This window comes from Streptomyces sp. TLI_55, assembly GCF_900206255.1.
In the GTDB taxonomy this organism is placed as follows: Bacteria; Actinomycetota; Actinomycetes; order Streptomycetales; family Streptomycetaceae; genus Streptomyces; species Streptomyces aquilus.
The window spans coordinates 6,492,621-6,519,437 of record NZ_OAOJ01000001.1; the positions used below are offsets into that span (position 1 = coordinate 6,492,621).

General features: G+C 71.3%; 27 protein-coding genes. 21 read left to right on the forward strand and 6 right to left on the reverse strand.

Annotation, left to right across the window (positions count from 1 at the left end):
• Positions 1–8 precede the first annotated feature (8 nt).
• A complete protein-coding gene (locus CRP56_RS30055) occupies positions 9–386 on the forward strand; it encodes a hypothetical protein (RefSeq protein WP_097274601.1) in 378 nt (125 codons plus the stop codon).
• Here the strand turns inward: CRP56_RS30055 and CRP56_RS30060 are convergent.
• Positions 371–997 (reverse strand): TetR family transcriptional regulator, encoded by a 627-nt coding sequence (locus tag CRP56_RS30060; protein ID WP_097269261.1) that lies wholly within the window; start codon positions 995–997, stop codon positions 371–373. The two genes, CRP56_RS30055 and CRP56_RS30060, sit on opposite strands and share 16 nt — an antisense overlap.
• Positions 998–1,143: 146 nt before the next feature.
• Here CRP56_RS30060 and CRP56_RS47745 point away from each other — a divergent pair, with 146 nt between their 5' ends.
• From CRP56_RS47745 to CRP56_RS30075, 3 genes are all read left to right on the forward strand, one after another.
• Positions 1,144–1,308 carry a hypothetical protein gene (locus tag CRP56_RS47745; protein WP_097269263.1) on the forward strand — a complete coding sequence of 55 codons (165 nt, stop codon included), beginning with the start codon at positions 1,144–1,146 and terminating at the stop codon, positions 1,306–1,308.
• Between the two features lie 38 nt (positions 1,309–1,346).
• Positions 1,347–1,637, forward strand: coding sequence for a DUF4190 domain-containing protein (locus tag CRP56_RS30070; protein ID WP_097274603.1), 291 nt, complete (start codon positions 1,347–1,349; stop codon positions 1,635–1,637).
• A 65-nt stretch (positions 1,638–1,702) separates the two neighbouring features.
• Positions 1,703–2,866 carry a cysteine desulfurase family protein gene (locus CRP56_RS30075; protein ID WP_097269265.1) on the forward strand — a complete coding sequence of 388 codons (1,164 nt, stop codon included), beginning with the start codon at positions 1,703–1,705 and terminating at the stop codon, positions 2,864–2,866.
• A gap of 50 nt (positions 2,867–2,916) precedes the next feature.
• Here the strand turns inward: CRP56_RS30075 and CRP56_RS30080 are convergent, their stop codons facing one another.
• Complete coding sequence (locus tag CRP56_RS30080) at positions 2,917–3,582, reverse strand: N-acetylmuramoyl-L-alanine amidase (protein WP_097269267.1); 666 nt, start codon at positions 3,580–3,582, stop codon at positions 2,917–2,919.
• A gap of 60 nt (positions 3,583–3,642) precedes the next feature.
• Between CRP56_RS30080 and mnmA the strand changes: the two genes are divergently transcribed.
• Positions 3,643–4,770 (forward strand): tRNA 2-thiouridine(34) synthase MnmA, encoded by a 1,128-nt coding sequence (gene mnmA, locus CRP56_RS30085; RefSeq protein ID WP_097269269.1) that lies wholly within the window; start codon positions 3,643–3,645, stop codon positions 4,768–4,770.
• Here mnmA and CRP56_RS30090 read toward each other — a convergent pair.
• Together CRP56_RS30090 and CRP56_RS30095 are read right to left on the reverse strand one after the other, a co-directional pair.
• Positions 4,760–5,542 (reverse strand): alpha/beta fold hydrolase, encoded by a 783-nt coding sequence (locus CRP56_RS30090; RefSeq protein WP_097269271.1) that lies wholly within the window; start codon positions 5,540–5,542, stop codon positions 4,760–4,762. The two genes, mnmA and CRP56_RS30090, sit on opposite strands and share 11 nt — an antisense overlap.
• Before the next feature lie 51 nt (positions 5,543–5,593).
• Positions 5,594–5,920 (reverse strand): DUF427 domain-containing protein, encoded by a 327-nt coding sequence (locus CRP56_RS30095; protein WP_097269273.1) that lies wholly within the window; start codon positions 5,918–5,920, stop codon positions 5,594–5,596.
• Between the two features lie 51 nt (positions 5,921–5,971).
• Here CRP56_RS30095 and CRP56_RS30100 point away from each other — a divergent pair, with 51 nt between their 5' ends.
• The 9 genes from CRP56_RS30100 to gatB all read left to right on the forward strand — a co-directional run bounded on the left by CRP56_RS30100 (position 5,972) and on the right by gatB (position 16,732).
• Positions 5,972–6,511, forward strand: coding sequence for a TIGR00730 family Rossman fold protein (locus CRP56_RS30100; protein WP_097269275.1), 540 nt, complete (start codon positions 5,972–5,974; stop codon positions 6,509–6,511).
• 7 nt (positions 6,512–6,518) lie between these two features.
• Positions 6,519–7,217, forward strand: a complete 699-nt coding sequence (locus tag CRP56_RS30105) for an SDR family oxidoreductase (RefSeq protein WP_097269280.1) — start codon at positions 6,519–6,521, stop codon at positions 7,215–7,217.
• A 34-nt stretch (positions 7,218–7,251) separates the two neighbouring features.
• On the forward strand, positions 7,252–8,259 hold the full coding sequence (locus tag CRP56_RS30110; RefSeq protein ID WP_097269284.1) for a methionine synthase: 1,008 nt from the start codon (positions 7,252–7,254) through the stop codon (positions 8,257–8,259).
• 15 nt (positions 8,260–8,274) lie between these two features.
• The gene (ligA, locus tag CRP56_RS30115) at positions 8,275–10,467 is read left to right on the forward strand and encodes an NAD-dependent DNA ligase LigA (protein WP_097269286.1); all 2,193 of its coding nucleotides are present in this window, start codon (positions 8,275–8,277) and stop codon (positions 10,465–10,467) included.
• A 270-nt stretch (positions 10,468–10,737) separates the two neighbouring features.
• Positions 10,738–12,990: a putative bifunctional diguanylate cyclase/phosphodiesterase gene (locus CRP56_RS30120; protein WP_097269288.1), complete on the forward strand. Its 2,253-nt coding sequence runs from the start codon at positions 10,738–10,740 to the stop codon at positions 12,988–12,990.
• A gap of 171 nt (positions 12,991–13,161) precedes the next feature.
• Positions 13,162–13,458, forward strand: a complete 297-nt coding sequence (gatC, locus tag CRP56_RS30125; RefSeq protein ID WP_007384860.1) for an Asp-tRNA(Asn)/Glu-tRNA(Gln) amidotransferase subunit GatC — start codon at positions 13,162–13,164, stop codon at positions 13,456–13,458.
• Between the two features lie 5 nt (positions 13,459–13,463).
• On the forward strand, positions 13,464–14,966 hold the full coding sequence (gene gatA / locus CRP56_RS30130; RefSeq protein ID WP_097269290.1) for an Asp-tRNA(Asn)/Glu-tRNA(Gln) amidotransferase subunit GatA: 1,503 nt from the start codon (positions 13,464–13,466) through the stop codon (positions 14,964–14,966).
• Complete coding sequence (locus tag CRP56_RS30135; protein ID WP_097269292.1) at positions 14,963–15,202, forward strand: hypothetical protein; 240 nt, start codon at positions 14,963–14,965, stop codon at positions 15,200–15,202. Before gatA ends, CRP56_RS30135 begins: the two co-directional genes overlap by 4 nt.
• A 15-nt stretch (positions 15,203–15,217) precedes the next feature.
• A complete protein-coding gene (gene gatB, locus CRP56_RS30140) occupies positions 15,218–16,732 on the forward strand; it encodes an Asp-tRNA(Asn)/Glu-tRNA(Gln) amidotransferase subunit GatB (RefSeq protein WP_079310763.1) in 1,515 nt (504 codons plus the stop codon).
• 111 nt (positions 16,733–16,843) lie between these two features.
• On the opposite strand, the gene CRP56_RS30145 is transcribed toward gatB, so the two are convergent.
• Positions 16,844–17,653: an SAM-dependent methyltransferase gene (locus CRP56_RS30145; protein WP_097269294.1), complete on the reverse strand. Its 810-nt coding sequence runs from the start codon at positions 17,651–17,653 to the stop codon at positions 16,844–16,846.
• Positions 17,654–17,791: 138 nt separating this feature from the next.
• Here CRP56_RS30145 and CRP56_RS30150 point away from each other — a divergent pair, with 138 nt between their 5' ends.
• From CRP56_RS30150 to CRP56_RS30180, 7 genes are all read left to right on the forward strand, one after another.
• Positions 17,792–18,100 carry a hypothetical protein gene (locus CRP56_RS30150; protein WP_097269296.1) on the forward strand — a complete coding sequence of 103 codons (309 nt, stop codon included), beginning with the start codon at positions 17,792–17,794 and terminating at the stop codon, positions 18,098–18,100.
• Positions 18,101–18,286: 186 nt separating this feature from the next.
• Positions 18,287–20,521, forward strand: coding sequence for an MMPL family transporter (locus CRP56_RS30155; RefSeq protein ID WP_097269298.1), 2,235 nt, complete (start codon positions 18,287–18,289; stop codon positions 20,519–20,521).
• Positions 20,499–21,071: a GNAT family N-acetyltransferase gene (locus CRP56_RS30160; RefSeq protein ID WP_097269300.1), complete on the forward strand. Its 573-nt coding sequence runs from the start codon at positions 20,499–20,501 to the stop codon at positions 21,069–21,071. Before CRP56_RS30155 ends, CRP56_RS30160 begins: the two co-directional genes overlap by 23 nt.
• Before the next feature lie 35 nt (positions 21,072–21,106).
• Entirely contained in the window at positions 21,107–21,682 is a 576-nt protein-coding gene (locus CRP56_RS30165) for a hypothetical protein (RefSeq protein ID WP_097269303.1), read from the forward strand.
• A gap of 196 nt (positions 21,683–21,878) precedes the next feature.
• Positions 21,879–22,064, forward strand: a complete 186-nt coding sequence (locus CRP56_RS30170; protein ID WP_097269305.1) for a hypothetical protein — start codon at positions 21,879–21,881, stop codon at positions 22,062–22,064.
• 191 nt (positions 22,065–22,255) lie between these two features.
• Complete coding sequence (locus tag CRP56_RS30175; protein ID WP_097274605.1) at positions 22,256–25,300, forward strand: helix-turn-helix transcriptional regulator; 3,045 nt, start codon at positions 22,256–22,258, stop codon at positions 25,298–25,300.
• A 39-nt stretch (positions 25,301–25,339) separates the two neighbouring features.
• Positions 25,340–25,546: a DUF6191 domain-containing protein gene (locus CRP56_RS30180; RefSeq protein ID WP_097269307.1), complete on the forward strand. Its 207-nt coding sequence runs from the start codon at positions 25,340–25,342 to the stop codon at positions 25,544–25,546.
• A gap of 14 nt (positions 25,547–25,560) precedes the next feature.
• Here the strand turns inward: CRP56_RS30180 and CRP56_RS30185 are convergent, their stop codons facing one another.
• Positions 25,561–26,715, reverse strand: coding sequence for a PQQ-dependent sugar dehydrogenase (locus CRP56_RS30185; RefSeq protein ID WP_097269309.1), 1,155 nt, complete (start codon positions 26,713–26,715; stop codon positions 25,561–25,563).
• Positions 26,716–26,817 lie beyond the last annotated feature (102 nt).

A 26,817-nucleotide genomic window follows, 5' to 3' on the forward strand; every position in this document is an offset into this window, starting at 1 on the left:
TGTTTCTCATGAAGCGCGTGCGTCTCGTCCCCGCGATGGCCCTGCTGGCACTTGCGCCCCTCGCCCTGGTGGCCTGCGGCTCGGGAGGCTCGTCGTCCTCCTCGAACAACGGCGACTCCGGGCAGCAGTCGTGCCAGGCGCCCTCCGGCGCGCCCAGCGGCAACCCCTCGGGGAGGCCCAGCGGCGCACCCTCGGGCGCTCCCACGGCGGGCGGCACCGCCCGGCCGTCCGGCGCGCCCTCGGGCATGCCGGGCGGCGGGCCGGGCGGCGGCCAGGGTGGCCCCGGCGGTGGCGAGGGCGGCGGTTGTGGTGGCCCGGGCGGTGGCGGCGGGATGCCCAGCGGTGCGCCCAGCCCGCAGGCGACGGGGGCTCAGTCCAGCCAGTGATGGCGGCCGATGCTGATCAGCCGCATCTGGCGGGTCGCCACCTGGATCACCCGGTCCCGCTCCTCAGGGGCGGCCTCCTGGGCCTCCAGGAACAGCGAGGCGGTGATCAGCATCTGGTCGACGTACAGGTTGGCGAGCATGAGGAGGTCGTCGTCGCTCCAGTCGGCCGACTCGGGGTCCTTGGCCAGCTCGTCCTTCACCTCCTGGCCGAACCGGGCCAGTTGCTCCCGGATGGCGTCCCGCACCGGCTGGACCCCGCCGTGCCGTTCCCGGGCGATGAAACGGATGTGGGCGGGGTACGCGTCCACGTGACGGGCGATCAGCTCGACGGCGCGCGCTATGCGCTGCTCGCTGTCGTCCGCCGTGGACACCGTCGTCCGGATCATGGGGTGCAGGCTGCCCAGCGTGTCCTCGACCAGCGCCACGCCGAGATCCGCGGTGGAGCGGAAGTGGCGGTAGAAGGCGGTCGGGGCGACGCCGACCGCGCGCGTGACCTCGCGCAGACCCAGGCTGCTCAGGCTCTGCTCCTCCAACAGCCCCAACGCCGCGTCCAGGAGCGCCTGTCGGGTCTTCTGCTTCTGGGCCTGTCGGATGCCGAGGGTGTGACTCATGCCATGCAGTAAACAACTGTTCTCTGGAATTGAGAAGTCGTCGTACGCGGTAGACTCTAGAGTCAGTGAACAACTGTTACTACAACTGTTCACCGAAACGTAACGAGAGACGCCCACGAGGGGCGTCTCGGAGGGGGTTGCATCCCATGCTGTTCCTCGTCGCCGCACTGCTGCTCTTCGGCGCCGTCCTGGGCACCGTCGCCCACGCGCCGTTCGCCTTCACCGCCGTCGCCGCGGCCGTCATCGCCGCCTGGCTGGGCATCTTCGCGCTCCGCGAGCGCCACGCCCGCCGCAACTCGTCCGCTCACTGAGCCCGCCCCACCCAACTGATCCTGGGGGATTGATCACCATGCAGCTCACCGCACCGGCCAACAGCACCACCACCACCACCAGCAGCCGCCGCACCGGGACCCGCGACGCCGACGGCATGGCCGTGGCGTCCTTCATCCTCGGCCTCCTGGGCCTGCTCGTCCTGAACGTCTTCCTGGGCCCGGTCGCCATCGCCCTGGCCGCCGTCGCCCTGTGGCGCGGCACCGCCCGCCGCGGCCGTGCCTTCCTGGGCATGGGCCTGGGCGTCGCCGACCTCCTGGTCCTGGTGACGGTCATGCAGATGGACAACACGGTGTCCTGGAGCTTCTGAGGCCCCCGGCGCCGGGGAGCCTTGCCATGAGGCTTCCGAACGCGGCCCCGTAGAATCGACGCACCATGGCTTACCTCGACCACGCCGCGACCACCCCGATGCTTCCCGAGGCAGTCGAGGCGCTCACCGCCCAGCTGGCCGTCACCGGCAACGCCTCCGCCCTCCACGCGGCCGGCCGCCGCGCGCGGCGCACCGTCGAGGAGTCCCGTGAGGCGCTCGCCGAATCCCTCGGCGCCCGCCCCAGCGAGGTCGTCTTCACCTCCGGTGGCACCGAGGCCGACAACCTCGCCGTGAAGGGCCTGTACTGGTCCCGCCGCGACGCCGACCCGGCCCGCACCCGGGTGCTCGCCAGCCCCGTGGAGCACCACGCCGTCCTGGACGCCGTCCACTGGCTCGGCGAACACGAGGGCGCCACCGTCGAGTACCTCCCCGTCGACACGTACGGCCGCGTCCACCCCGACGCCCTGCGCGAGGCCATCGCCCGCGACCCCGACGACGTGGCCCTCGCCACCGTCATGTGGGCCAACAACGAGATCGGCACCATCCTGCCGGTCCGCGAACTGGCGGACGTCTGCGCCGAGTTCGACGTCCCGCTGCACGCCGACGCCGTCCAGGCCTACGGCCAGGTCCCCGTCGACTTCGCCGCCTCCGGGCTCGCCGCGATGACCGTCTCCGGCCACAAGGTCGGCGGTCCCTACGGCATCGGCGCCCTGCTGCTGGGCCGCGAGTACACCCCCGTCCCCGTCCTGCACGGCGGCGGCCAGGAGCGCCACGTCCGCTCCGGCACCCTCGACGTGCCCGCCATCGCCTCCTTCGCCGTCGCCGGCCGGCTCGCCGCCGAGCAGCGCGAATGGTTCGCCCGCGAGATCGGCGCCCTGCGCGACTCCCTGGTCGAGGCCGTGCGTACCGCGGTGCCGGACGCGATCCTCGGCGGCGACCCGGTGGACCGGCTGCCGGCCAACGCGCACTTCACGTTCCCCGGCTGCGAGGGCGACTCGCTCCTCCTGCTCCTCGACGCCCAGGGCATCGAGTGCTCCACCGGCTCCGCCTGCACCGCCGGCGTCGCCCAGCCCAGCCATGTCCTCCTCGCCACCGGCACCGACCCGGACCTGGCCCGCGGCACCCTCCGCTTCTCCTTCGGCCACACCTCCACCGAGGCCGACGTGGAGGCGGTGGCCAAGGCGATCGGCCCGGCGGTGGAACGGGCACGGGCGGCGGGGCTGACGTAGCGGGCGGTGGGCTGACGTAGAGGGCGAGGGGCTGACGTAGGGAGCTGGGCTCACGCCGTCGCCGTACGCGCCCTTCGCACCAGCTTCATGTACCGGTCCCAGTCCCAGTGTTCGCCCGGGTCGGTGTGGTCCGTCCCCGGCACCTCCACATGGCCGATGATGTGCTCGCGGTCGACGGGTATGTCGTAGCGCGCGCAGATCCTCGCCGTCAGCCGGGCCGAGGACGCGTACATCGCGGCGGTGAAGTCCTCGGGCCGGTCCACGAAGCCCTCGTGCTCGATGCCGACACTGCGTTCGTTGTAGTCGCGGTTGCCCGCGTGGTACGCCACGTCCAGCTCGCGGATCATCTGGGTGACGCGGCCGTTCTGGCCGACTATGTAGTGCGCCGCCGCCTGGTGCCCTGGGTCCTGGAAGGCCTTCACCGCGCTGGCGAGGCTGCCCTGGGTGACATGGATGATCACCATGTCGATGCCGTAGTCGTCGGGCCGGTCCGCGCGCCGCCAGTTCGCCTCCGACGCCGCCACCCAGCGCGCGCCCGCGAAGTCGACCTCGCCCTCCTTGCGCGGCTTCTCCACCCCGGGCGTACGCCACCACAGCCGCGCCAGCTCGTCCCGGGCCAGCACGCCCGTGCCGACGGCGGCCGCCGCGCCGCCGATCAGCAGGGCGCGCCGGCCGATGCGCCGGTCGCCGTCCTTGGATGCCTCTGCCGCCCCCATGTGATCGTGAACGGATACTCGTGGGCTCCGGTTCCCGCGCCCCCGTACCCTGGAGGGGTTATGACTCACTCCACGCAGCGCCCCCTCCGCGTCCTCGCCGCCATGTCCGGCGGCGTGGACTCCGCCGTCGCCGCCGCCCGTGCCGCGGAAGCCGGCCATGACGTGACCGGTGTCCACCTCGCCCTCTCGGCGAACCCGCAATCGTTCCGCACGGGCGCGCGTGGCTGTTGCACCATCGAGGACTCCCGCGACGCCCGCCGCGCCGCCGACGTCATCGGCATCCCGTTCTACGTCTGGGACCTCGCCGACCGCTTCCGCGAGGACGTCGTCGAGGACTTCGTCGCCGAGTACGAGGCCGGCCGCACCCCCAACCCGTGCCTGCGCTGCAACGAGAAGATCAAGTTCGCCGCGCTCCTCGACAAGGCGCTCGCCCTCGGCTTCGACGCCGTCTGCACCGGCCACTACGCCCAGGTGATCGTCCGCGAGGACGGCACCCGCGAGCTGCACCGCGCCTCCGACATGGCGAAGGACCAGTCGTACGTCCTCGGCGTCCTGGACGAGAAGCAGCTCGCCCACGCGCTGTTCCCGCTGGGCGACACGGTCACGACGAAGGACGAGATCCGCGCGGAGGCCGAGCGCAGGGGCCTGGCGGTGGCGAAGAAGCCCGACTCGCACGACATCTGCTTCATCGCCGACGGCGACACCCAGGGCTTCCTCGCGAACCGGCTCGGCAAGGCCGAGGGCGACATCGTCGACGAGTCCGGCGCCAAGGTCGGCACCCACGAGGGCGCGCACGGCTTCACCATCGGCCAGCGCAAGGGCCTGCGGATCGGCACCCCGGCCGCCGACGGCAAGCCGCGCTACGTCCTGGACATCTCCCCGGTGAACAACACGGTGACGGTCGGCCCGGCCGCCTCCCTCGACGTCAGCGCCCTGACGGCCATCAAGCCCCGCTGGTGCGGCACGGCCCCCGAGGGCCCCGGCACCTACACCGCCCAGCTCCGCGCCCACGGCGGCGAGACCGAGGTGACCGCGGAGCTGGTCGACGGCGAGCTGCGGGTGTCGTTCACCGAGCCGGTCCGGGGCGTCGCCCCCGGCCAGGCGATCGTGCTGTACGACGGCACGCGCGTGGTGGGCTCGGCGACGATCGCCTCGACCACGCGCGCGCCGGCCGTCGCTACGGCGTGAAGTAGTCGGCGAGCACCGGGGCCAGGGCGTTCGGATCCACCATGTGGGTCTGACCCTCCAGGCTCCGGTACGACCCCTGCGGCACCGCCTGCGCCACCGCGCGCGTGGCCTCGCGCAGCCACTCGGGGCTCGCGCCGCCCGCGACGGCCAGCACGGGCACGGAGACCGAGGCCAGCCGCTCACGCGGCACCAGGCCGTCGCCCATGACGCTGTTGTCGTAGGCCAGACTTGGCGCCGCCGCCTCCATGCCGGGCCACATGGGGGAGTTGCGAGCGCCCTGGATCATCTCGGGCGCCATGCCGGTCAGCGTGAGGAACAGCTCCACCGCGTCCCCGCGCCTGCCCTCCGCGAGCGCCGCCGTCAGGTTCTCCGTGTAGGCGGCCCGCTCCTTCGCCCCCTGCTCGGAGAAGTCGGCGAACGGCGTCTCGTACACGGCGGCCTTGCGGACCGGCAGCCCGCTCGCCGCCGCCTCCAGCACCAGCGCCCCACCCGAGGAGACGCCGCACAGACACGCCTCACCGCCCGCCACGTCGATCAGCGCGGCGAGGTCCTCGACCTCGCGCTCGACCACGTACGGGGCCGTGTCGCCGCTCGCGCCGCGGCCCCGCCGGTCGTACACGAGGACCGTGAACCGGTCGGCGAGGAGCGTGGCGAGCGGCACCATCGTGCCGCCCGTCGACATCGCGCCGCTCACCAGGATCACGGCGGGGCCTTGGCCGGTGCTTTCGTAGGCGATGGGGGTGCCGTCGCCGGAAAGAGTCTTCTTGTCCATGCCTGTGGAGACTTCCACGGGGCACGGAACTAATCGGGGACGCGCGGGGCGCTAATCGGTGATTTCCACCTCGTAGAAGCAGAGGTGGTCCTTGATCTGCGCGACGTCCGGCTTGGGGTCGGGATAGGACCACACCAGGTCCGCCGCGTCGGGCAGCGACCAATAGGACGCCGTGCCCTTGAAGGGGCAGTAGGTGTGGGTGTCGGAGGGGGTCAGGAGCTCGAGGCGGACGTCCTCGGCGGGCAGGTAGTACCGCACCGGAGAGCCCGTCTCCTTCAGGATCAGCGGCCGTTCGCTCTCCGCCAGCACCTGGTCGCCGTGCACCACGCGCACGTGCAGGTCGCCTTGCTCGATGGTGATCGTGTGTCCTGAGGCCATGCGAGGAACAGCGCGCGCGGGCCCGCGATTCTTCCCGCGTACGGTGGCCCCATGCGTATCTGCGTCTTCCTCTCCGCCGCCGACCTCGACGACCGTTACACGCGCCCCGCGCGCGAGTTCGCGAAACTGCTGGGCAAGGGCGGTCACACGCTCGTGTGGGGCGGCTCGGACGTCGGCCTGATGAAGGTCGTCGCCGACGGCGTGCAGGAGGCGGGCGGGAAACTCGTCGGGGTGTCGGTGGAGTTCCTCGCCGCCAAGGTCCGCCCGGGCGTCGACGAGATGGTCATCGCCAAGGACCTCGCCGAGCGCAAGCGGCTGCTCCTGGAGAAGGCCGACGCGGTCGTCATCATGGTGGGCGGCACCGGCACGCTCGACGAGGCCACCGAGATCCTGGAGCTGAAGAAGCACGGCCACACCGACAAGCCGGTGGTCCTGCTCAACACCGCCGGTTTCTACGACGGCTTGAAGGAACAGTTCCGGCGCATGGAGGACGAGGGCTTCCTGCCGCTGCCCCTCACCGACCTGGTGTTCTTCGCGGAGGAGCCGGTCGGGGCGCTCGCGTACCTGGAGGAAGGACAGGGCGTCGCGTAGTGCGACGATGACGACCATGGCTACTCATGTGATCACCGGGGCGGGCTCCGGCATCGGCGCGGCCGTCGCCCGCCGCCTCCACGCGCGCGGGGACGACCTCGTCCTGCACGCGCGCGACGCGGGCCGCGCGAAGGAACTGGCGGCTGAGTTCCCCGGCGCGAAGACGCTCGTCGGCGACCTCGCCGACCCCGACAAGCTGAGCTGGGCCTTCTCCCACCAGAGCCTGCCGGACCGGGTCGACTCCCTGCTGCACATCGCCGGCGTCGTCGACCTCGGCCCGGTCGGCGACCTCACCCCGAAGTCCTGGCGCCACCAGCTGAACGTCAACCTGATCTCCCCGGCCGAGCTGACCCGCCACTTCCTGCCCCAACTCCGCGCCGCCCGCGGCCACGTGGTCTTCGTGAACTCGGGCGCGGGCCTCAACGCGCACGCCGATTGGTCCGCGTACGCCGCCTCCAAGCACGGCCTCAAGGCCCTGGCCGACTCACTGCGCCACGAGGAGCACGGCAACGGCGTCCGGGTCACCTCGGTGTACCCCGGCCGCACCGCGAGCCCGATGCAGGCCAAGGTCCACCAGCAGGAGGGCAAGGAGTACGACGCCTCGAAGTGGATCGACCCCGAGTCGGTGGCGACGACCATCCTGATGGCACTCGACCTGCCCAGGGACGCGGAGGTCAACGACCTGACCGTTCGGCCGGGACGCTGACGGAACGGCCGGCGGGGTTGCATACGCTGTCCAGGTGAGTGCCAACAGCCAGTTCACCTTCGCCCCCGCCACCGGCGTCGGCTCCCTGCCCGGCGGGGACGCCCGGGAAGCCGCCAGGACGGCGACGGGCTCCTTCGAGGACTTCCCGTTCCTGCCCGAGCTCCCCGCCCGCGGACCCGGCGCCGACATGATCGGCCGTACCGCGGGGATGCTCGTCGAGCTGTTCGCGCGCGTGGAGCCCAGCGGCTGGCGGCTCGGGGACCGGCCGGGCCGGGACACCAAACGGGCCAGGTCCTGGCTCGGCGAAGACCTCGACGCGCTGGAGGAGTTCACCCAGGGCTACGAGGGACAGCTGAAGGTGCAGGCCGTCGGCCCCTGGACCCTCGCCGCCGCCCTGGAGCTGCGCAACGGCGAGTCCTCCCTCTCCGACGCGGGCGCCTGCCGCGACCTCGCCGGCTCCCTCGCCGAGGGACTGCGAGAGCATCTCGCCGAGGTCCGCCGCCGCATCCCGGGCGCCCAGCTCGTCCTCCAGCTCGACGAGCCCTCCCTCGTCGCCGTGCTCCGCGGGCACGTCAAGACCGCCAGCGGCTACCGCACCCACCGCGCCGTCGACCGGCAGGTCGTCGAGTCCGCGCTCCGCGATGTCGTCGGGGTTCACGCCGACGGCCCCGTCGTGGTCCACTCGTGCGCACCGGACGTCCCGTTCGCCCTGCTGCGCCGGGCGGGCGCCGACGCGGTCTCCTTCGACTTCTCGCTCCTCACCGAGCGTGACGACGACGCGATCGGCGAGGCGGTGGAAGGGGGTACCCGGCTCTTCGCCGGTGTCGTGCCGGGCACGGACGCGGCATTGTCAGACCCTGCCGGTAGCGTCATGGGTGTCAGGACGCTGTGGCGCAGGCTGGGGCTGCATCCGGGACTTCTCGCGGAGGCGGTGACGGTCACTCCGGCGTGCGGTCTCGCGGGGGCCTCCCCGGAGTACGCGCGCAGGGCTCTCGCCCACTGCGTCCAGGCGGCGAGATCGCTCGCGGACAACCCAGAGTAACGGGAGGACAACACGGTGGCCGGCGACAAGCAAGCGGAGACGACGGTGCCCACGGAGGCACGGGAGAAGCACGCGCAGCTCGCTGAGCAGATCACGGAGCATCGCACCCGGTACTACGCGGAGGACGCCCCGGTCATCAGCGACGCGGAGTTCGACGAGCTGCTGCGTTCCCTGGAGGCGATGGAGGACGAGTACCCGGAGCTGCGCACGCCGGATTCGCCGACGCAGAAGGTCTCGGTGGAGTTCGAGACGGACTTCGCGAAGGTAGAGCACCGGGAGCGCATGCTCTCGCTCGACAACGTCTTCGACGACGCCGGGCTCGCCGCCTGGGCCGAGCGGGTCGCGAACGATGTGGGCACGTCCGACTACCACTTGCTGTGCGAGCTCAAGGTCGACGGTCTCGCTGTGAACCTGACCTACGAGAACGGCCGCCTCACTCGTGCGGCCACCCGAGGCACCGGGCGGATCGGTGAGGACATCACACCCAATGTCATGACGATCAAAGAGATCCCGCACCGGCTCAAGGGCGACAAGGTTCCGCGGCTCGTCGAGATCCGCGGCGAGGTCTACTTCCCGATGGACGCCTTCGAGGACCTCAACGCGCGCCGCGTGGAGGCGGGCGAGAAGCCCTATGCCAACCCACGCAACTCCGCCTCCGGTTCGCTGCGTCAGAAGGACCCCAAGGTCACGGCGACCCTGCCCCTCCACATGGTCGTCCACGGCATCGGCGCTCTGGAGGGCTTCGACGGCATGACCCGCCTCTCCGAGGCCTACGACCTGCTCAAGACCTGGGGCCTGCCCACCTCCACGCACAACAAGGTGGTCGACGACCTCGACGGCGTACGGGAGTTCATCGCGTACTACGGCGAGAACCGGCACTCCGTGGCGCACGAGATCGATGGTGTGGTCGTCAAGCTCGACGAGATCCCGCTCCAGGGCCGCCTCGGCTCCACCTCCCGCGCGCCGCGCTGGGCGATCGCGTACAAATACGCCCCGGAAGAGGTCAACACCAAGCTCATCAACATCCGGGTGGGAGTGGGCCGTACAGGCCGCGTCACCCCGTACGCCCAGGTCGAGCCGGTGACCGTGGCCGGCTCCGAGGTCGAGTTCGCCACCCTGCACAACCAGGACGTCGTCAAGGCGAAGGGCGTCCTCATCGGGGACACGGTGGTGCTGCGCAAGGCCGGGGACGTCATCCCCGAGATCCTCGGACCGGTGGTCGACCTGCGGGACGGCAGCGAGCGGGAGTTCGTGATGCCGAGCGAGTGCCCCGAGTGCGGCACGCCGCTGCGGCCCATGAAGGAGGGCGACGTCGACCTGCGCTGCCCCAACGGGCAGAGCTGCCCGGCCCAGTTGCGCGAGCGCCTCTTCTATCTCGCGGGCCGCAAGTCCCTGGACATCGAGCACTTCGGGTACGTCGCCGCCGCGGCCCTCACCAAGCCGCTGGAGCCCGCCGAGCCGCCGCTCACCGACGAGGGCGACCTGTTCGACCTCACCATCGAGCAGTTGCTGCCCATCAAGGCGTACGTCCTCGACCAGGACAGCGGTCTGCCCAAGCGGGACCCGGAGACCGGCGAGGAGAAGACCGCCCTGATCTTCGCCAACAAGGAGGGCGGCGCCCGCAAGAACGCCCTCGCCATGCTGGAGAACATCGAGGCGGCCAAGCAGCGCCCGCTGGCCCGCGTCCTGACCGGGCTGTCGATCCGGCACGTCGGCCCCGTCGCGGCGGAGGCCCTGGCCCGTGAGTTCCGTTCGATCGAGCGCATCGAGCAGGCCACGGAGGAGGAGCTGGCGAACACCGACGGGGTCGGCGCCATCATCGCCAAGTCCCTCAAGGAGTGGTTCGCCGAGGACTGGCACCAGGAGATCCTCCGCAAATGGCGGGCCGCCGGCGTCCGTATGGAGGAGGAGAACTCCGGCGAGGACGAAGGCCCCCGCCCCCTCGAAGGCCTCACCGTCGTCGTCACCGGCACCCTGGAGCACTTCACCCGCGACGGCGCCAAGGACGCCCTTCAGTCGCGCGGAGCGAAAGTGACCGGTTCTGTTTCGAAGAAGACGTCTTTCGTGGTTGTGGGTGACAATCCTGGTTCGAAGTACGACAAGGCGATGCAGCTCAAGGTGCCCGTTCTGAACGAGGACGGCTTCAACGTCCTGCTCGAACAGGGTCCGGAAGCAGCCGCCGAAGTCGCACTTCCCATCGAGGAGTAGGGCGGAGCAGCGGTTGAAGGCCACCCGATCGGCGCATACCAGATGCATACGGGTGGCCGGGGCGCATTCGGGCAACCGTCGACGACCGCTGCCCGTGGAAGCCTTCTGCGGCCTACTGTTGAGATGTGCGCCTGCCGTGCCCAGCTGCGGTTGGGGCAACCCCGTGCTCCTCAGGAGGACGGGAAAGGGTTTTCCAACGCGGCGCCGTAGAGGGTTTGTCGGGCAACGGGCCGCGTGGCGTGGGCACCGCCGGCTGTGAGAGGGACGGGAATGGAACCGACCGAGAGCGCCGCCCCGTACTCACGGCTGCGCCGGCTGGCCGGCGCTTGGACGGGGAGCCGTCGGGCGCCGGGCACCGCGGAGCGTCCGCGGGACGAGGCGCGGGTCACCGGCCCCACCCTGCCGGCCGGACCGTACACCGCCGTGGACGACCGCACCGCCGTCCAGCGCGGCGCCGGCCACACCTCCGGGCTGCCCGGGGCCGAGCACGAGCGGCATCTGTCCTGGCCCGCACTGCCCGCGGCGGTCGTCGCGGCGGCCGGGTTCGTGCTGGGGGCGGGCTTCTACCGGGCGTTCACCGAAGGCCACGCCCTCTTCCCGTCCGGCACCGTCGGCTGGGCCCTCGCCGTGCTGACCGGCGTCATCGTCGGCCACCTCGTCGCCCTCGGCCGCGCCCGCTGGTGGGGCGGCACCGGCTCCGGCGCCGCCCTCACCCTCGCCGTCCTGATGCTGTACGGCTGGGTGCCGGCCGGCATGGTCAGCCTCACCGTCGTCGTCCTGGTCGGCATAGCCAGGCGCCACCGCTGGCGGCAGGGCGTCCTGCACGGCGCGGTGGACATACTCGGCATCGCCGGCGGCGCGCTGATCCTGGCCGCCTTCGGCCGCGTACCGAGCGTCGAGGCCCCCTGGGACCCCGACACCTGGACCCTCTACACGGTCCCCGAGATCGTCCTCGTCGCGGCGGCCTATCTCGCGGTCACCCGCACCCTGCTGTGGTACCTGCACGCCCCGCGCACCGGTGGACTGCCCACGGTCGCCCGCACCGCCCTGGTCAGACAGGGCCTGGTCGCGGTCGCGCTGCTCGGCATCGCCCCGCTGGTCTGCGTCGTCGCCGCGGCCAAGCCGTTGCTGCTGCCGCTCTTCGCCATCCCGCTCATAGCCCTCGACTCCACCCTGTGGATGGCCCGGGCCCGGGCCGAGGAGCAGCTGCGCGACCCGCTGACCGGGCTGCCCAACCGCCAGTGGCTCCTCGAACGCATCTGGACCGCCCTGGACGACGCCGAACGCATCGGCGCCCGCTCGGCCCTGATGCTCATCGACCTCGACCGCTTCCGGTCGGTCAACGACACGCTCGGTCATCTCGCCGGTGACCGCCTGCTCCTGCAGATAGCCGACCGGCTGCAGCAGGCCCTGCCGCGCGGGGCGGAGGCCGCGCGGCTCGGCGGCGACGAGTTCGCCGTGTTACTCCCGGTCGCCGACTCCACGACGTCCGCGACCCGCGTCGCCCGCAATCTCGTCTCGGCCCTCAGCTCCCCGCTCGACCTCGACGGGCTCACCCTCGTCCTGGAGGCCAGCGCCGGAGTCGCCGTCTTCCCCGACCACGCCCTCGACGCCGAGGGGCTGCTGCGCCGGGCGGACGTAGCGATGTACCAGGCGAAGCGGGACCGTACCGGCGTCGAGGTCTACGAATCCAAACGGGACTCGAACACCCCGGACCGGCTCGGCCTGCTGGGCGACCTGCGCCGCGCCCTCGACGCGCACGAGGTCGAGCTGCACTACCAGCCCAAGGTCCGCTTCGACGGACAGGTGGCGGGCCTGGAGGCCCTGGTCCGCTGGGTGCACCCGGAGCGCGGGAAGGTGCCGCCGGACGAGTTCATCGCCATCGCCGAGTCCTCCGGGCTGATGCCCCACCTCACCGAGTACGTCCTCGACACCGCGCTCGCCCAGGTCGCCGAGTGGCGGGCCCAGGGACTGTACGTCCCGGTCGCGGTGAACGTCTCGCCGCGTGACGTCCACACCCCCGGCTTCGCGGGCTCCGTCGCCGCCCGCCTCGCCCGGCACGGCGTCCCCGCGGGCTCCCTCCAGCTGGAGATAACGGAACACGTGCTGCTGGAGGACCCACAGCGCGCCGCCGACACTCTCGCCGGGCTGACCGGCCACGGCGTGAAGATGTCCCTGGACGACTTCGGCACCGGCTACTCGTCCCTGGTGCACCTGCGCAGCCTCCCCGTCAGCGAACTGAAGATCGACCGCTCGTTCGTGGCCCGCCTCGCCGTCGACGCCGAGGACGCCGAGATCGTCCGCTGCACGCTCGACCTCGCCCATTCCCTCGGCCTGCTGGTCGTCGCCGAGGGCGTCGAGGACGACGAGACCTGGGAACGCCTGCGCGACCTGGGCTGTGACGCCGTACAGGGCTGGCTGGTCGCGGCGGCGATGCCGCCGGAGGAGACGACGGCGTGGCTGCGGGCGCGAGGGTCGCGAGGCTGGCAGCGGCCGCGGGCAGCTCTGCCGGCGGCCGAGTGACCGCCCCGTAGGGGCGCCAGGGGCGCGGGGAACGGCGCGACAAGCCACGACGGACCGGTGGTCGCCGAGCAACCTGTCCAGGCACCCCCTCCGAATCCGTTTAACGGCCAGAGGCACTCGCCCCATAGGATTGGCCCCAAACCACACGCACTCACCCCAGAGGATCGCTGCATGCCTGGCATCACGCGCGAGGAGGTCGCCCACCTCGCCCGGCTGGCGCGTCTGGAGCTGAAGCCCGAAGAGCTCGAGCACTTCGCGGGACAGCTGGACGACATCATCGGCGCGGTCGCACGCGTCAGTGAGGTCGCCGACCAAGACGTACCGCCGACCTCGCACCCGCTCCCGCTGACGAACGTCATGCGGGCGGACGAGGTCCGTCCGTCGCTCACCCCCGAGCAGGCGCTCTCCGGCGCCCCGGCCCAGGAGCAGCAGCGTTTCAAGGTGCCGCAGATCCTGGGGGAGGACTAATCGCCATGACGGACAACGTCAACATCATCAAGCTGACCGCCGCCGAGACCGCCGCGAAGATCGCCTCCGGCGAGCTCACGGCCGTCCAGGTCACCGAGGCCCACCTCGCCCGGATCGAGGCCGTCGACGAGAAGGTGCACGCCTTCTTGCACGTCGACCGCGAGGGTGCTCTCGCCCAGGCGCGTGCCGTCGACGAGAAGCGCGAGCGGGGCGAGAAGCTCGGGCCGCTCGCTGGTGTGCCCCTCGCGCTGAAGGACATCTTCACCACCGAGGGCATCCCGACGACCGTCGGCTCCAAGATCCTCGAGGGCTGGATCCCGCCGTACGACGCCACGCTCACCAAGCGTCTGAAGGCCGCCGACGTCGTCATCCTCGGCAAGACCAACATGGACGAGTTCGCCATGGGGTCGTCGACGGAGAACAGCGCGTACGGCCCGACCGGCAACCCGTGGGACCTCACCCGCATCCCCGGCGGCTCCGGTGGCGGTTCCTCCGCCGCGCTCGCCGCGCACATGGCGCCCCTCGCCATCGGCACCGACACCGGCGGTTCGATCCGCCAGCCGGCCGCCGTCACCGGCACGGTCGGTGTGAAGCCGACGTACGGCGCGGTCTCCCGCTACGGCATGGTCGCCTTCTCCAGCTCCCTGGACCAGGGCGGGCCCTGTGCCCGTACCGTCCTGGACGCGGCGCTTCTGCACGAGGTCATCGCCGGCCACGACCCGCTCGACTCCACGTCCATCGACGTGCCCGTCCCGCCGGTCGTCGAGGCCGCCCGCAACGGCAGCGTCCAGGGCATGCGCGTCGGCGTCGTCAAGCAGTTCCGCGGCGAGGGCTACCAGGCCGGTGTCATCCAGCGCTTCGACGAGTCCGTCGCCCTCCTCAAGGAGCTGGGCGCCGAGATCGTCGAGCTGGACTGCCCGTCCTTCGACCTGGCCCTGTCGGCGTACTACCTGATCGCGCCGAGCGAGTGTTCGAGCAACCTCGCCCGCTTCGACGGGCTCCGCTACGGCCTCCGTACCGGCGACGACGGCAGCCACTCGGCCGAGGAGGTCACCTCCCTCACCCGTGAGGCGGGCTTCGGCCCCGAGGTCAAGCGCCGGATCATGCTCGGCACGTACGCGCTGAGCAGCGGCTACTACGACGCCTACTACGGCTCCGCCCAGAAGGTGCGCACGCTCATCACGCGCGACTTCGAGAAGGCCTTCGAGCAGGTCGACGTCATCGTCTCGCCGACGACGCCCACCACCGCCTTCCCGATCGGCGAGCGTGCCGACGACCCGATGGCGATGTACCTGGCCGACCTGTGCACCATCCCGACGAACCTCGCGGGCAACGCGGCGATGTCGCTGCCGTGCGGTCTGGCGCCCGAGGACAACCTCCCGGTGGGCCTCCAGATCATCGCCCCGGCGCTGAAGGACGACCGGCTGTACAAGGTCGGCGCCGCCGTCGAGGCCGCCTTCGTGGAAAAGTGGGGGCACCCGCTTCTCGAGGAGGCACCGTCGCTGTGAGCAAGCTGACCAAGGCCAAGGACTTCAAGAAGTCCAAGTCCGGTACGTACCTGTCGATGGCCACCACCGCGTTCGGCGCGTTCGGTGTCGCCAAGCAGATCAAGAAGGCCCGCACCGAGCAGGACACGCTCCGGCTGATCGACGCCACCGTCTCCGCGGTCGCGATCGTCACCGGCCTCGCCATCCTGTACCGCGAGCTGAAGCGGCTGGGCGACGACGACGTCCTGCTGGGCTGAGAGGGAAGTTTCACCGTGACCACCACGACCGACCTGGTGTCGTACGAGGACGCACTCGCGTCGTACGACCCCGTCATGGGCCTTGAGGTCCATGTCGAACTCGGCACCAAGACCAAGATGTTCTGCGGCTGTTCGACCGAGCTCGGTCAGGACGCCAACACGCAGACCTGTCCCACCTGCCTCGGCCTGCCCGGCGCGCTCCCGGTCGTCAACGCGACCGGAGTGGAGTCGGCGATCAAGATCGGTCTCGCGCTGAACTGCGAGATCGCCGAGTGGTGCCGCTTCGCCCGGAAGAACTACTTCTATCCGGACATGCCGAAGAACTTCCAGACCTCCCAGTACGACGAGCCGATCGCCTTCAACGGCTACCTCGACGTGCAGCTGGAGGACGGCGAGACCTTCCGCGTGGAGATCGAGCGCGCCCACATGGAGGAGGACACCGGCAAGTCGACCCACGTGGGCGGCGCGACGGGCCGTATCCACGGCGCCTCGCACTCCCTGCTGGACTACAACCGCGCCGGCATCCCGCTCATCGAGATCGTCACCAAGCCGATCGAGGGCGCCGGCGAGCGCGCTCCCGAGGTCGCCAAGGCGTACGTCCGTGAGCTGCGCGAGGTCATCCGGGCGCTCGGCGTCTCCGAGGCCCGCATGGAGATGGGCCAGATGCGCTGCGACGTGAACCTGTCGCTGCGCCCGCACGGCACCGAGAAGTTCGGCACCCGTTCGGAGACCAAGAACGTCAACTCGCTGCGTTCCGTGGAGCGTGCGGCCCGGTTCGAGATCCAGCGGCACGCGGCCGTGCTCTCGTCCGGCGGCACGATCATCCAGGAGACCCGGCACTTCCACGAGGACACGGGGTCCACGACCTCGGGCCGCGTGAAGGAAGAGGCCGAGGACTACCGGTACTTCCCGGAGCCGGACCTCGTGCCGGTCGCCCCGTCCCGTGAGTGGGTCGAGGAGATCCGCGCCGGGCTGCCCGAGCTGCCGCTGGCCCGCCGCAACCGGCTGCTCGCCGAGTGGGGCATCTCCGCCACCGACATGCAGGCGATCCTCAACGCCGGTGCGCTGGACCCGATCGTCGCCACGATCGACGCCGGTGCCGACGCGGCGTCCGCCCGCAAGTGGTGGATGGGCGAACTGGCGCGCAGCGCCAACGAGTCCGGCACGTCGCTGGACGAGCTGGCCATCACGCCGGTACAGGTGGCCCGCGTCTCCGAGCTGGTCTCGAAGGGCGACCTGAACGACAAGCTGGCCCGTCAGGTCATCGAGGGCGTCCTCGCGGGCGAAGGCACCCCGGACGAGGTCGTCGAGAAGCGCGGTCTGAAGGTCGTCTCCGACGAGGGTGCCCTCGGCACCGCCGTCGACGAGGCCATCGCCGGCAACCCGGGCATCGCCGACAAGATCCGCTCCGGAAAGGTCGCCGCGGCCGGCGCCCTGGTCGGCGCGGTCATGAAGGCGACCCGCGGTCAGGCCGACGCGGCCCGCGTCAAGGAGCTGATCCTGGAGAAGCTGGGCGTCAGCGAGGGCTGACCCCGCAAGGCGCGAAAGGCCCCGGAGGCACTGCCTCCGGGGCCTTCTGCTTGCTGCTCACAGCGCCCTGCGAGTCGTATCGCTGCTCACAACGCCCTACGAGCCGTATCGCTACTTACGGCGCCCCACGAGTCGTACGAATCCAAACGTCCGACCCTCGTCGGCGCGCACCATGTCGCGGACCCAGCGGGCCATCGTGCGGTGGAACTCCTGAGGGCTCTCCTCGGCGACCACGTCGACCCACAACAGCCAGTCCTTCCAGCCGTCGTCGAGCCAGTCGGCCGTCTCGACCTCGACGGCTCCGCTGCGGGTCCAGTGGCGGCGCCACCAGTCGGCGGTGTGGAAGCACCAGAAGTCCGGCTCCCACCACTGCGCGAGGTGCTCCGGCGGCTCCACGCCGTCGATCTCCTCACGCAGTGCCGGTACGACGATCCCGATCCGCCCGCCCGGCTTCAACAGCCGGGTCAGGGTGGGCAGATACAGGTCGTTCGTGCCGAAGTACTGGTACGCGTCGATGCTCACGATCGCGTCGAAGCTGCCCTCGGCGAACGGCAGGTCGTGCGCCTCGGTGTGCACGGGCAGCACCCGGTCGGCGAAACCGGCCTCGGCGATCCGTGCCGCGTTCTCGTCCGGCTTGACCCACAGGTCGGCCGCGGTGACCTGGGCGTGGTACTCCCTGGCCAGGAACACCGACGTCATCGCCCGGCCGCAGCCGAGGTCGAGGACGCGGGCGCAGGGGCGCAGGGTGTCCAGGCCGAGCGCGGGCGCGAGCCACTCCAGCAGCCACAGCGCGTTCGGGCCCATCTGGTTCTCGATGACCCAGCGGACGTCGTAGTGGTTGCTGCGCGGGTAGCGGGGGTGGGTCAGCAGCCGCGCGAGGTCCTCATCCGAGGGCCTCGTCGTCGGGGTGATGTCTGGCATCGGTGAACGGGCTCCTTGAGTCCGGAAAGACGGAAGGGGATACGTCGGAGCTCGGTCGGACGCTCAAACAATGCACCTGCTTCGGCCAGGGGCGGACAGCCCGGGGATTCTCAGCCGGACACGCTACGCTCGCCCGCCATGAACGCGCATCCGGATTCCGACTCCGACATACAGGAGGAGTACGACGACCAGATCCTTGACGCCCGGCGGGCCCGCTGGACGGCGTCCGGGACCGGAGCGCTGCTGGCCCTCGCGGGCCTCGCGGCGGCGGCCCTCCGGCTGAGCGGCACCGCGCCCGCGCTGGTGCCGGCCGCCTACGCGTTCGGTGCCGTCGTGTGCGCGCTCGCGGCGGTCCTCGGCTCCCGGGGAAGGACCCGGCGGGCGCTGTGGCTGCTGATCGCCGGCGTGATGGTGATGGCTTGGGGCGACCAGTTCGACCGAGGGTGACAGAGCGGTCGTTACTGTCCTGTGATCTGCCTCCCACTCCTGTGAATAAACCCACGAATGGCATAAACGATCATTTCTGCCTGCGAGAGTGGTCTTCGCATTGCTCATGCGTTCTTTGCGGGCTGTTCACCATTTGAGCGACTGTTCCCGGTCAAAGATCCACAATTCACCCCTGGGAGCAGCAACGTGGCAGCCCTCGCGCGCTGGTGTGTCCGACGCCGTCTGGTCGTCGTCCTCCTGTGGCTCCTCGCCCTCGGCGGGGTCAGTACGGCCGCCGCGCTCACCGGGTCCGCGTACTCGAACGACTACGAGGTCCCGGGCACCGAGTCGGGCCGCGCCACCCAGCTGCTCCAGGAGGGGTTCCCGCGGCTCGGCGGGGACAGCGACACCGTCGTCTGGCACACCACGTCCGGCGCCGGCGGCGTACGCGCCGCCGCCGTCGAGCAGACCATGACCCAGACCCTCGACAAGATCGCCGACCTGCCCGGAGTGGCGTCCGTCGGCGGCCCGTACGACACCCAGGGCAGCGCGCAGATCAGCTCCGACGGCCGTACGGCGTACGCGACCGTCACCTTCGACCAGCGGACCGAGAACCTCGACAAGGGCGAGGTGGAGGCCGTCGTGAAGGCGGCCGAGGGCGCCCGGTCCGACGGCGTCCAGGTGGAGCTGGGCGGCAGCGCCATCGCGCTCACCGAGTCCTCGGGCGGGCATGTCGCCGAGATCGTCGGGGTGGTCGTCGCCGCGCTCGTGCTGTTCCTCGCCTTCGGCTCGCTCGCCGCCTCGCTGCTGCCCATCGCGACCGCCCTGGTCAGCGTCGGCACCGCCTACGCCGGGATCGTGCTGCTCGGGCACGCCATGACCGTCGCCGACTTCGCCCCCATGCTCGGCATGCTGATCGGGCTCGGCGTCGGCATCGACTACGCCCTGTTCATCGTCACCCGGCACCGGCGCGGGCTGAAACGCGGGCTGGACGTCACCGAGTCCATCCAGAACGCCGTCGCGACCACCGGACGGGCCGTCGTCTTCGCGGGTGCCACCGTTTGCATCGCCCTGCTCGGGATGCTGATCCTCCGGCTGAGCTTCCTCAACGGCGTCGCGATCGCCGCCTCGCTGACCGTCGTCCTGACCGTCGCCGCCTCCGTCACCCTGCTGCCCGCCCTGCTGTCCCTCATCGGCCTGCGCGCCCTGAGCAGGCGCGAACGGCGGCACCTGACCGAGCACGGGCCCCAGCCCGAGCTGCCCACCGGGCTCGCCGCCCGCTGGTCGGCGTTCGTCGAACGGCACCCCAAGCTGCTCGGCGCCATCGCGCTCGTGGTCATCACCGTCCTGGCCCTGCCCACCCTGGGACTCCGGCTCGGCACCTCCGACCAGGGCAACAACCCGACCTCCGCCACCACGCGGCAGGCCTACGACCTGCTCGCCGACGGTTTCGGACCCGGCGTCAACGGCCCGCTCACCCTGGTCACCCATGTCGACAGCGCCGAGGACAAACTGCTCCTCGACAACCTCGACGCCACCATCCGCACCACCGAGGGCGTCGCCTCTGTGACCCCGGTCACCTACAACGCGGGCGGCGACACCGGGTACTTCACCATCGTCCCGACCTCGTCCCCGCAGTCCCAGCAGACCAGCGACCTCGTGGACCGGCTGCGCACCGAGGTGCTGCCCCGCGCCGAGACCGGCTCGGCCCTCGACATCCAGGTCGGCGGGGTCACGGCGTCCTACGACGACTTCGCCGAGGTGATCGTCGGCAAGCTGCCGCTGTTCGTCGGCGTCGTCATCGGGCTCGGGTGTCTGCTGCTCCTGCTCGCCTTCCGGTCCGTCGGGATCCCGCTGAAGGCCGCCGCGATGAACGTCGCCGCCGTGGCCGCGGCGTTCGGCGTGGTCGTCGCGATCTTCCAGTGGGGCTGGGGGAGCGAGCTGCTGGGCCTGGGCCGGGCCGGGCCGATCGAGCCCTTCCTGCCCGTGATCATGGTGTCCGTGCTGTTCGGGCTCTCCATGGACTACCAGGTGTTCCTGGTCAGCCGGATGTACGAGGAGTGGCTGGAGACCGGTGACAACCGGCGGGCCGTCCGGGTCGGGCTCGCCGAGACCAGCCGGGTGATCAACTCCGCCGCGGTCATCATGATCTCGGTCTTCCTCGCCTTCGTCCTCAGCGGTGACCGCGTGATCGCCATGTTCGGCATCGCGCTGGCCGCAGCGGTCGCCCTGGACGCCTTCGTCCTTCGTACGCTCCTCGTCCCCGCCCTGATGCATCTGCTCGGCGGCGCCAACTGGTGGCTGCCGCGCTGGCTGGACCGCAGGATGCCCCGCATCAGCATCGAACCGCCCGAGTGCCGCGCCGCCCATGAAAGGGTGGACGCCGTTGTGGGGGACATCGAGAAGGAGCGGGACGAGGATGTACGCGATATCGCTGGGTGACGGGGCGGAACTGCGGCCGCTGGAGCCCTGGCACGCCGAGGAGTTCCTGGCGAACCTGGAGCGCGGCCGGGAGTTCATCGGCCAGTTCATCGCCTTCGGCTCCCAGGCCGTCGACGTCGACTCCGCCCGGGCGACACTCCAGCGCTACGCCCAGATGCGCGCCGACGACACCGGCGGCTACCACGGCATCTGGCTGGACGGAAAGCTCGTCGGCGGCGTCCTCACGCTCAACTTCGACGCCGCTCAGGGCAACGCCGAGGTCGGCTGCTGGCTGGAGCCCGCCGCCACCGGACGCGGGCTGATCACCCGCGCGATGCGGCTGCTCATCGACCACGTGATCGAGGAACGCGGCATCCACCGCGTCGAATGGGTCGCCGCCGCCGGCAACACCGCCAGCCTCAACGTGGCCCGGCGGCTGGGGCTGACCCGGGACGGGGTGCAGCGCGAGAGCCACCTCCACCACGGGGTACGGCACGATCTGGAGGTCTGGTCGGTGCTGGCACCCGAGTGGCGCGAGGCACGCGCGAGTGCCGCTCACAACGATCATTAAGAAACCTCTCAGACTGCGTCCGTACGGTGCGAGGCATGGGAACCAAGACTGTTGACGAGACCGGGGTCGCAACCGGCCCCGAGGCGAAGACCGACGACGAGAAGGTGGACGTCAGCAAGGCCGACGAGACGACCGAGGCCGGTGCCGAGGTCGAGACCGACGACACCGATGACGTCGACGAGCCCGAGGGTCTCGCCGACACCGAGCCGGAGGGCCCGACCGGCGTCGGCCAGGGTGCCGCCGCCGTCGTCTCGGCCGGGCTCGGGCTCGTCTCGCTCACCGGCGGCTGGATCGCCACCGTCGCCTCCGCCCGCGAGACCCTCGTCGGCCAGCTCCAGACCTCGTCCACCGCGAGCGTCGCCAAGCAGGTCAAGGAGGTCTACGGCGACGCCTGGCACGCCACCGCGCTGTGGGGCGGCCTCTTCGCGCTGGCCGCGCTGCTCGTCGGCGTCTTCGTGCTGGCCCGGCCCGCCTTCGGGGTGCCCGGCAAGCCGCAGGCCGTGTGGATCAAGTCGGTCGCCTGGGCGGGCGTCTCGCTCGGCGTCATCGGCCTGCTCCTGGCCGTCCTCAAGTACACCGACATCCTGCTCGGACTGCCGTCCACGAGCTGACTCGCCGCAGGTCCCGAGGGGTCTTAGTACTGCCGTAAGCACCTTAGGCAGTGTCTGAGGCCCCTCACGCACGTCTAAGGTCCCAGCGGCCGCCGAAGATGCGGAACTCTCCCGATGTGGCGCACCCGCCTTGGAGACGAAGGTAGAGGCATCGCAGAAAGCGAAGCACGAAACCGAATCTCACAAGGGACACACCATGTACGAGTACGAGCTCTCCCAGCTCCGTTCCGACGAACTGATCCGCCAGGCCCAGCACGACCGTCTCGTCCGCGAGGCCGTCCAGGGCCGCCGCGCCGCCCGCCGTGAGGCAGCCCGCCGCGAAGCGGAGAGCGAGGTGCATACCGGGGGCTCCCGCCGGCACCGGTTCCTGCGCACCGCATGAGCGCCGGGGGGAGGGAGGACGGCCGCACACGGACACCGGACGCGGCCGTCCTCCTGAAAACTGACGCATCACTGAAGTCCGACGCCGTCCCGTATGCCGGGGCGGCGTCGGAGGGCGTTGGCGCCCCCGTGGGGGACACCAAGATCGCGCCCTCGGCGAAAACCGGTGCCGTGCCGTCGGACCCGCGTGCGATGCTCGGGCCCGTGGAGACCAGGTCCGTCAGTCCCGTGTTCGTCGGCCGCGCAGACGAACTCGACACCCTCAACGACGCGCTCGCCCGCGCCGCCGCCGGAGAGCCCCAGGCACTGCTGATCGGCGGTGAGGCCGGGGTCGGCAAGACGCGCCTCGTCGAGGAGTTCGCCACCACCGCCTGCGGCCGGGGCGCGGTCGTCGCGCTCGGCGGCTGTGTCGAGATCGGCGCCGACGGACTGCCCTTCGCCCCCTTCTCCACCGCGCTGCGCGCCCTGCGCCGCGCACTGCCCGACGAGCTCACCGCCGCGGCGGCCGGCCAGGAGGGGGAACTGGCCCGGCTCCTGCCCGAACTGGGCGAGGCCCCCGCCGGACGCCATGACGAGCAGAGCACGGCCCGCCTCTTCGAACTCATCGCCCGCCTCCTGGAACGCGTCGCCGCCGACCGCACCGTCGTCGTCGCGCTGGAGGACCTCCACTGGGCCGACGCCTCCACCCGGCACCTCCTCGCCTACCTCTTCCGCACCCTGCGCACCGGCCGCCTCGTCGTCGTCGCCACCTACCGCGCCGACGACATCCACCGCCGCCACCCGCTGCGCCCCCTGCTCGCCGAACTCGACCGGCTGCGCACGGTCCGCCGCCTCGAACTCGGCCGCTTCAACCGCACCGAGGTCGGCCGCCAGATCGCCGGCATCCTCGCCGCCGAACCCGACCCGGCCCAGGTCGACGAGATCTTCGAACGCTCCGACGGCAACGCCTTCTTCGTCGAGGAACTCGCCGTCGCCTCCTGCGAGGGCTGCTGCACCGGCCTCACCGACTCCCTGCGCGACCTGCTCCTCGTACGGGTCGAAGGGCTGCCGGAGAGCGCCCAGCGGGTCGCCCGGATCGTCGCCGAAGGCGGCTCCACCGTCGAGTACCGGCTGATCGCCGCCGTCGCCCGGCTCGCCGAGGACGACCTCATCGAGGCGCTGCGCGCCGCCGTCAACGCCAGCATCCTCAGCGCCGCCCCGGACGGCGACGGCTACCGCTTCCGGCACTCCCTGGTCCGCGAGGCCGTCAGCGACGACCTGCTGCCCGGCGAACGCTCCCGCCTCAACCGCCGCTACGCCGAGGCCCTGGAGGCCGACCCGACCCTCGTCGCGTCCGACGCCCGGGCCATGCGGCTCGCCAGCTACTGGTACCACGCCCATGACGCCGCCAAGGCCCTGCCCGCCGTCCTGGACGCCTCCGTCATCGCCCGCCGCCGGCACGCCTTCTCCGAACAACTCCGGCTCCTGGAACGCGCGATGGAGCTGTGGGACACCGCCCCCGAGGACGTCCGGGCCGCCCTGCGCCCCGTCGACTACACCGAGGCCTTCCCGCCCTGCGGCTGTGACCCCGACACCACCCCGCTGCGCTATCTCGACCTGATGGCCGAGGCCGCCGTCGCCGGCCGGCTCGCCGGGGAGCGGGAACGCGCCCTGAAGATCACCAAACGGGCCCTGCACCTGCTGGAGGAGGAGGGCGACCCGGTGCGCGCCGCCTGGTTCTGGGTGATGCGCTCCCGGCTGGTGCAGGCGCTCGCGCGCGGCAACGGCTGGCAGGAACTGGCCACCGCCCAGGACCTGGTCCGCGGCCTGCCGCCCTCGGAAGTGCACGCCGACGTCCTCGCCCAGGTCGCCAACTGGTCCATGGTGCACGTCCCCGGCCCCGAGGCCTTCACCGCCGCCGAACGGGCCGTGGAGTACGCGCGCATGGTCGGCGCCCGCGAGATCGAGATGAGCGCCCGGCTCACCCTCGGCAGCCTCACCGTCCACTCCGGCGACCTCGAAGCAGGCCTCAAGGAGATGTACGAGGTCCGGCGCCAGACCATCGAGAACGGCATGACCGCCATCGCCGCCCGCGTCTACGTCAACCTCCCCGACGCCCTCGAAGCCGTCGGCCGCTCCGCCGAAGCCGTGCCCGTCCTGGAGGAAGGCGTCGCCCACACCCGGAAGTTCGGCCTCGTCGACAGCGAGGCCTGGGTCTGGGGCAACCTCGCCGAATCCCTCTTCAACCTCGGCCGGTGGGACGAGGCCGCCACCGCCGCCGGCACGTCGGAACGCGTCGGCCAGAGCGCGATACCCCGCGGCTTCCACGCCACCTTGCGCGCCCAACTCGCCCTCGCCCGTGGCGACCTCGCCGACTGCGCCGCCCAACTCGCAGCGGCCCGCGGCCATTTCGGCACCCATGACCGCTCGCCCCAGCACGAACTGCCCCTCGTCCGCATCACCCTCGGCGCCGCCGCGGGCGAAGGACGCCTCCTCGACGCCCGCGCCGAACTCCGGCGCGCCCTGGACCAGGGCTTCCCGCCCGACACCCACCGCTACGCCTGGCCGCTGCTGCTGACCGCCGCCATCGCGGAGGCCGACGCGCTCGGTCTGCCCGCCACCGAGACCGGCCGGGCCGAGATCCTCCAGGACATCCGCAAGGCCGCCACGACCCTGGCCGCCAATGTGCCCGTCTGGCACGCCCACGAGCACTGGGTCCGCGCCGAACTGCGGCGCGCCGAGGGCCACAGCGACCCCGACGACTGGGCCGCGGTCACCGCCGCCTTCGAAACCCTGGACCGCCCCTACGACCTCGCCCGCGTCCGCCACCGCCTCGCCGAGTCCCTTCTCGCCGTCGGTGGCGAGGACGAACGCGACCGTGCCACGGAACTGCTGCGCCTCGCCCATGCCGTCGCCGAGCACCTCGGCGCCCGCCCGCTGGCCGACGCCGTCGCCCGGCTCGCCCAGCGCGCCCGCCTGGGCCTGACCCACGCCCCGAAGCAGACCCCGGCCCCCGCCGACCAGGCCGAGGCCCTCGGCCTCACCGGCCGGGAACGCGACGTCCTGCGCCTGGTCTCCGCCGGCCGCACCAACCGGCAGATAGCCGAGGAGCTCTTCATCTCCCCGAAGACGGCCAGCGTCCATGTGTCGAACATCCTGGCCAAGCTCGGTGTCTCGGGACGCGGCGAGGCGGCCGCGGTGGCCCATCGGCTGGGGCTGTTCCACGCCGAGCGGCTCCCGAGTCGGTCGGCGGGGTGACGTCTTACGCTGTAAGTGACGCTGGCCTAGGGAGGTCCCGTGTTCAACCCCTTCGAGGAACTGTTCCAACCCGGTCGAAAGCACACCCGCGACGAACAGAACCGACTGGAACTGACCCGGGTCGATGTCGGCGACGGCGATCCAGGACACGGGCCGATAGACCTCTCGTCCGGGAAGGTCCTCATACGCCGACCGGACGAGGAGGGGGAGACCGAGGCGTCGGAGGAGGTACCGGAGGGCGACTGAGGGCGTCCGCCGGCTCAGCTCACCTGTAGCTCCAGAATCCGGTCGTCCCCCTTCTTCGGGTTCCCCCGGCCGTCCGTGTTGCTGGTGACGAGCCACAGCTTGTCGCCGCCCGCCGACACCACCGTGCGCAGCCGGCCGTACTCGCCCTTCAGGAAGGCCTGCGGGTCGGCGGAGGCCTCCGTGCCCTTCAACGGGATGCGCCACAGCCGCTGTCCCTTGAGGCCCGCCATCCATATCGAGCCCTCGGCGTAGGCGATGCCGCTGGGGGAGGCGTCGTCCGTGGCCCACTGGGCTATCGGGTTGTGGAAGCGTGAGCCGTCCGACTTGCCCTCGGCCTCAGGCCAGCCGTAGTTGTCGCCCGGCTTGATCGCGTTCAGCTCGTCCCAGGTGTCCTGGCCGAACTCCGAGGCGAAGAGCCGCTGTTCGGCGTCCCAGGCGAGGCCCTGCACATTGCGGTGGCCGTAGGAGTACACCGGGGAATCGGGGAACGGGTTGCCCGGAGCGGGCTCACCCTCCGGGGTCAGGCGCAGGATCTTGCCGCCGAGGGACTTCTTGTCCTGGGCCAGACCGGTGTTGCCGCTCTCGCCGGTGCCCGCGTAGAGCATCTTGTCGGGGCCGAAGGCGATCCGGCCGCCGTTGTGGATGACGCCCTTCGGGATGCCCTTGAAGACCGTGTCCGGTGCGCCGAGCTGCTCGCCGGACGGCTTCTTCTCCTCGTACAGCATGCGAACGATGCGGTTGTCGGAGGCCGAGGTGAAGTACGCGTACACCATGTGGTCCGAGGCGTAGTCGGGGGAGAGGGCCAGGCCCAGGAGACCGCCCTCGCCCGCCGGGGACACCCCGGGGACCTCGCCGAGCTCCGTCTTCTTCCCGCTCTCCGCATCGACCCGGGTGATGGTCCCCTGGTCCCGGGAGGAGACCAGGAGGTCGCCGTCGGGCAGCGGGGCCAGGCCCCAGGGGGTGTTCAGGCCGGTGGTGACGGTACGCAGCACCTTCACGGTGCCCTTCGCGGGCGGTGTCTCCTCGGCGGCCTGTCGGCTGGGGGAGGACGCGGACTTCGACGTCGTACCCCCAGGCGTCGGACCGCCACCGGCCGGGCCCTCGCCGCCGTCGTCCGAGGAGCAGCCGGCCGTCAGCAGGAGTGTGGTCGCGGCCAACACGGCGGTCACAACTCGACGTTGCACGATCTGGTCCCTTCGACGCGGCGGGTTCTCCTTTTCATACACCGCTCGCGCCTCGCGGGTTCCCGATCTCCACGAGCCGATGCACGA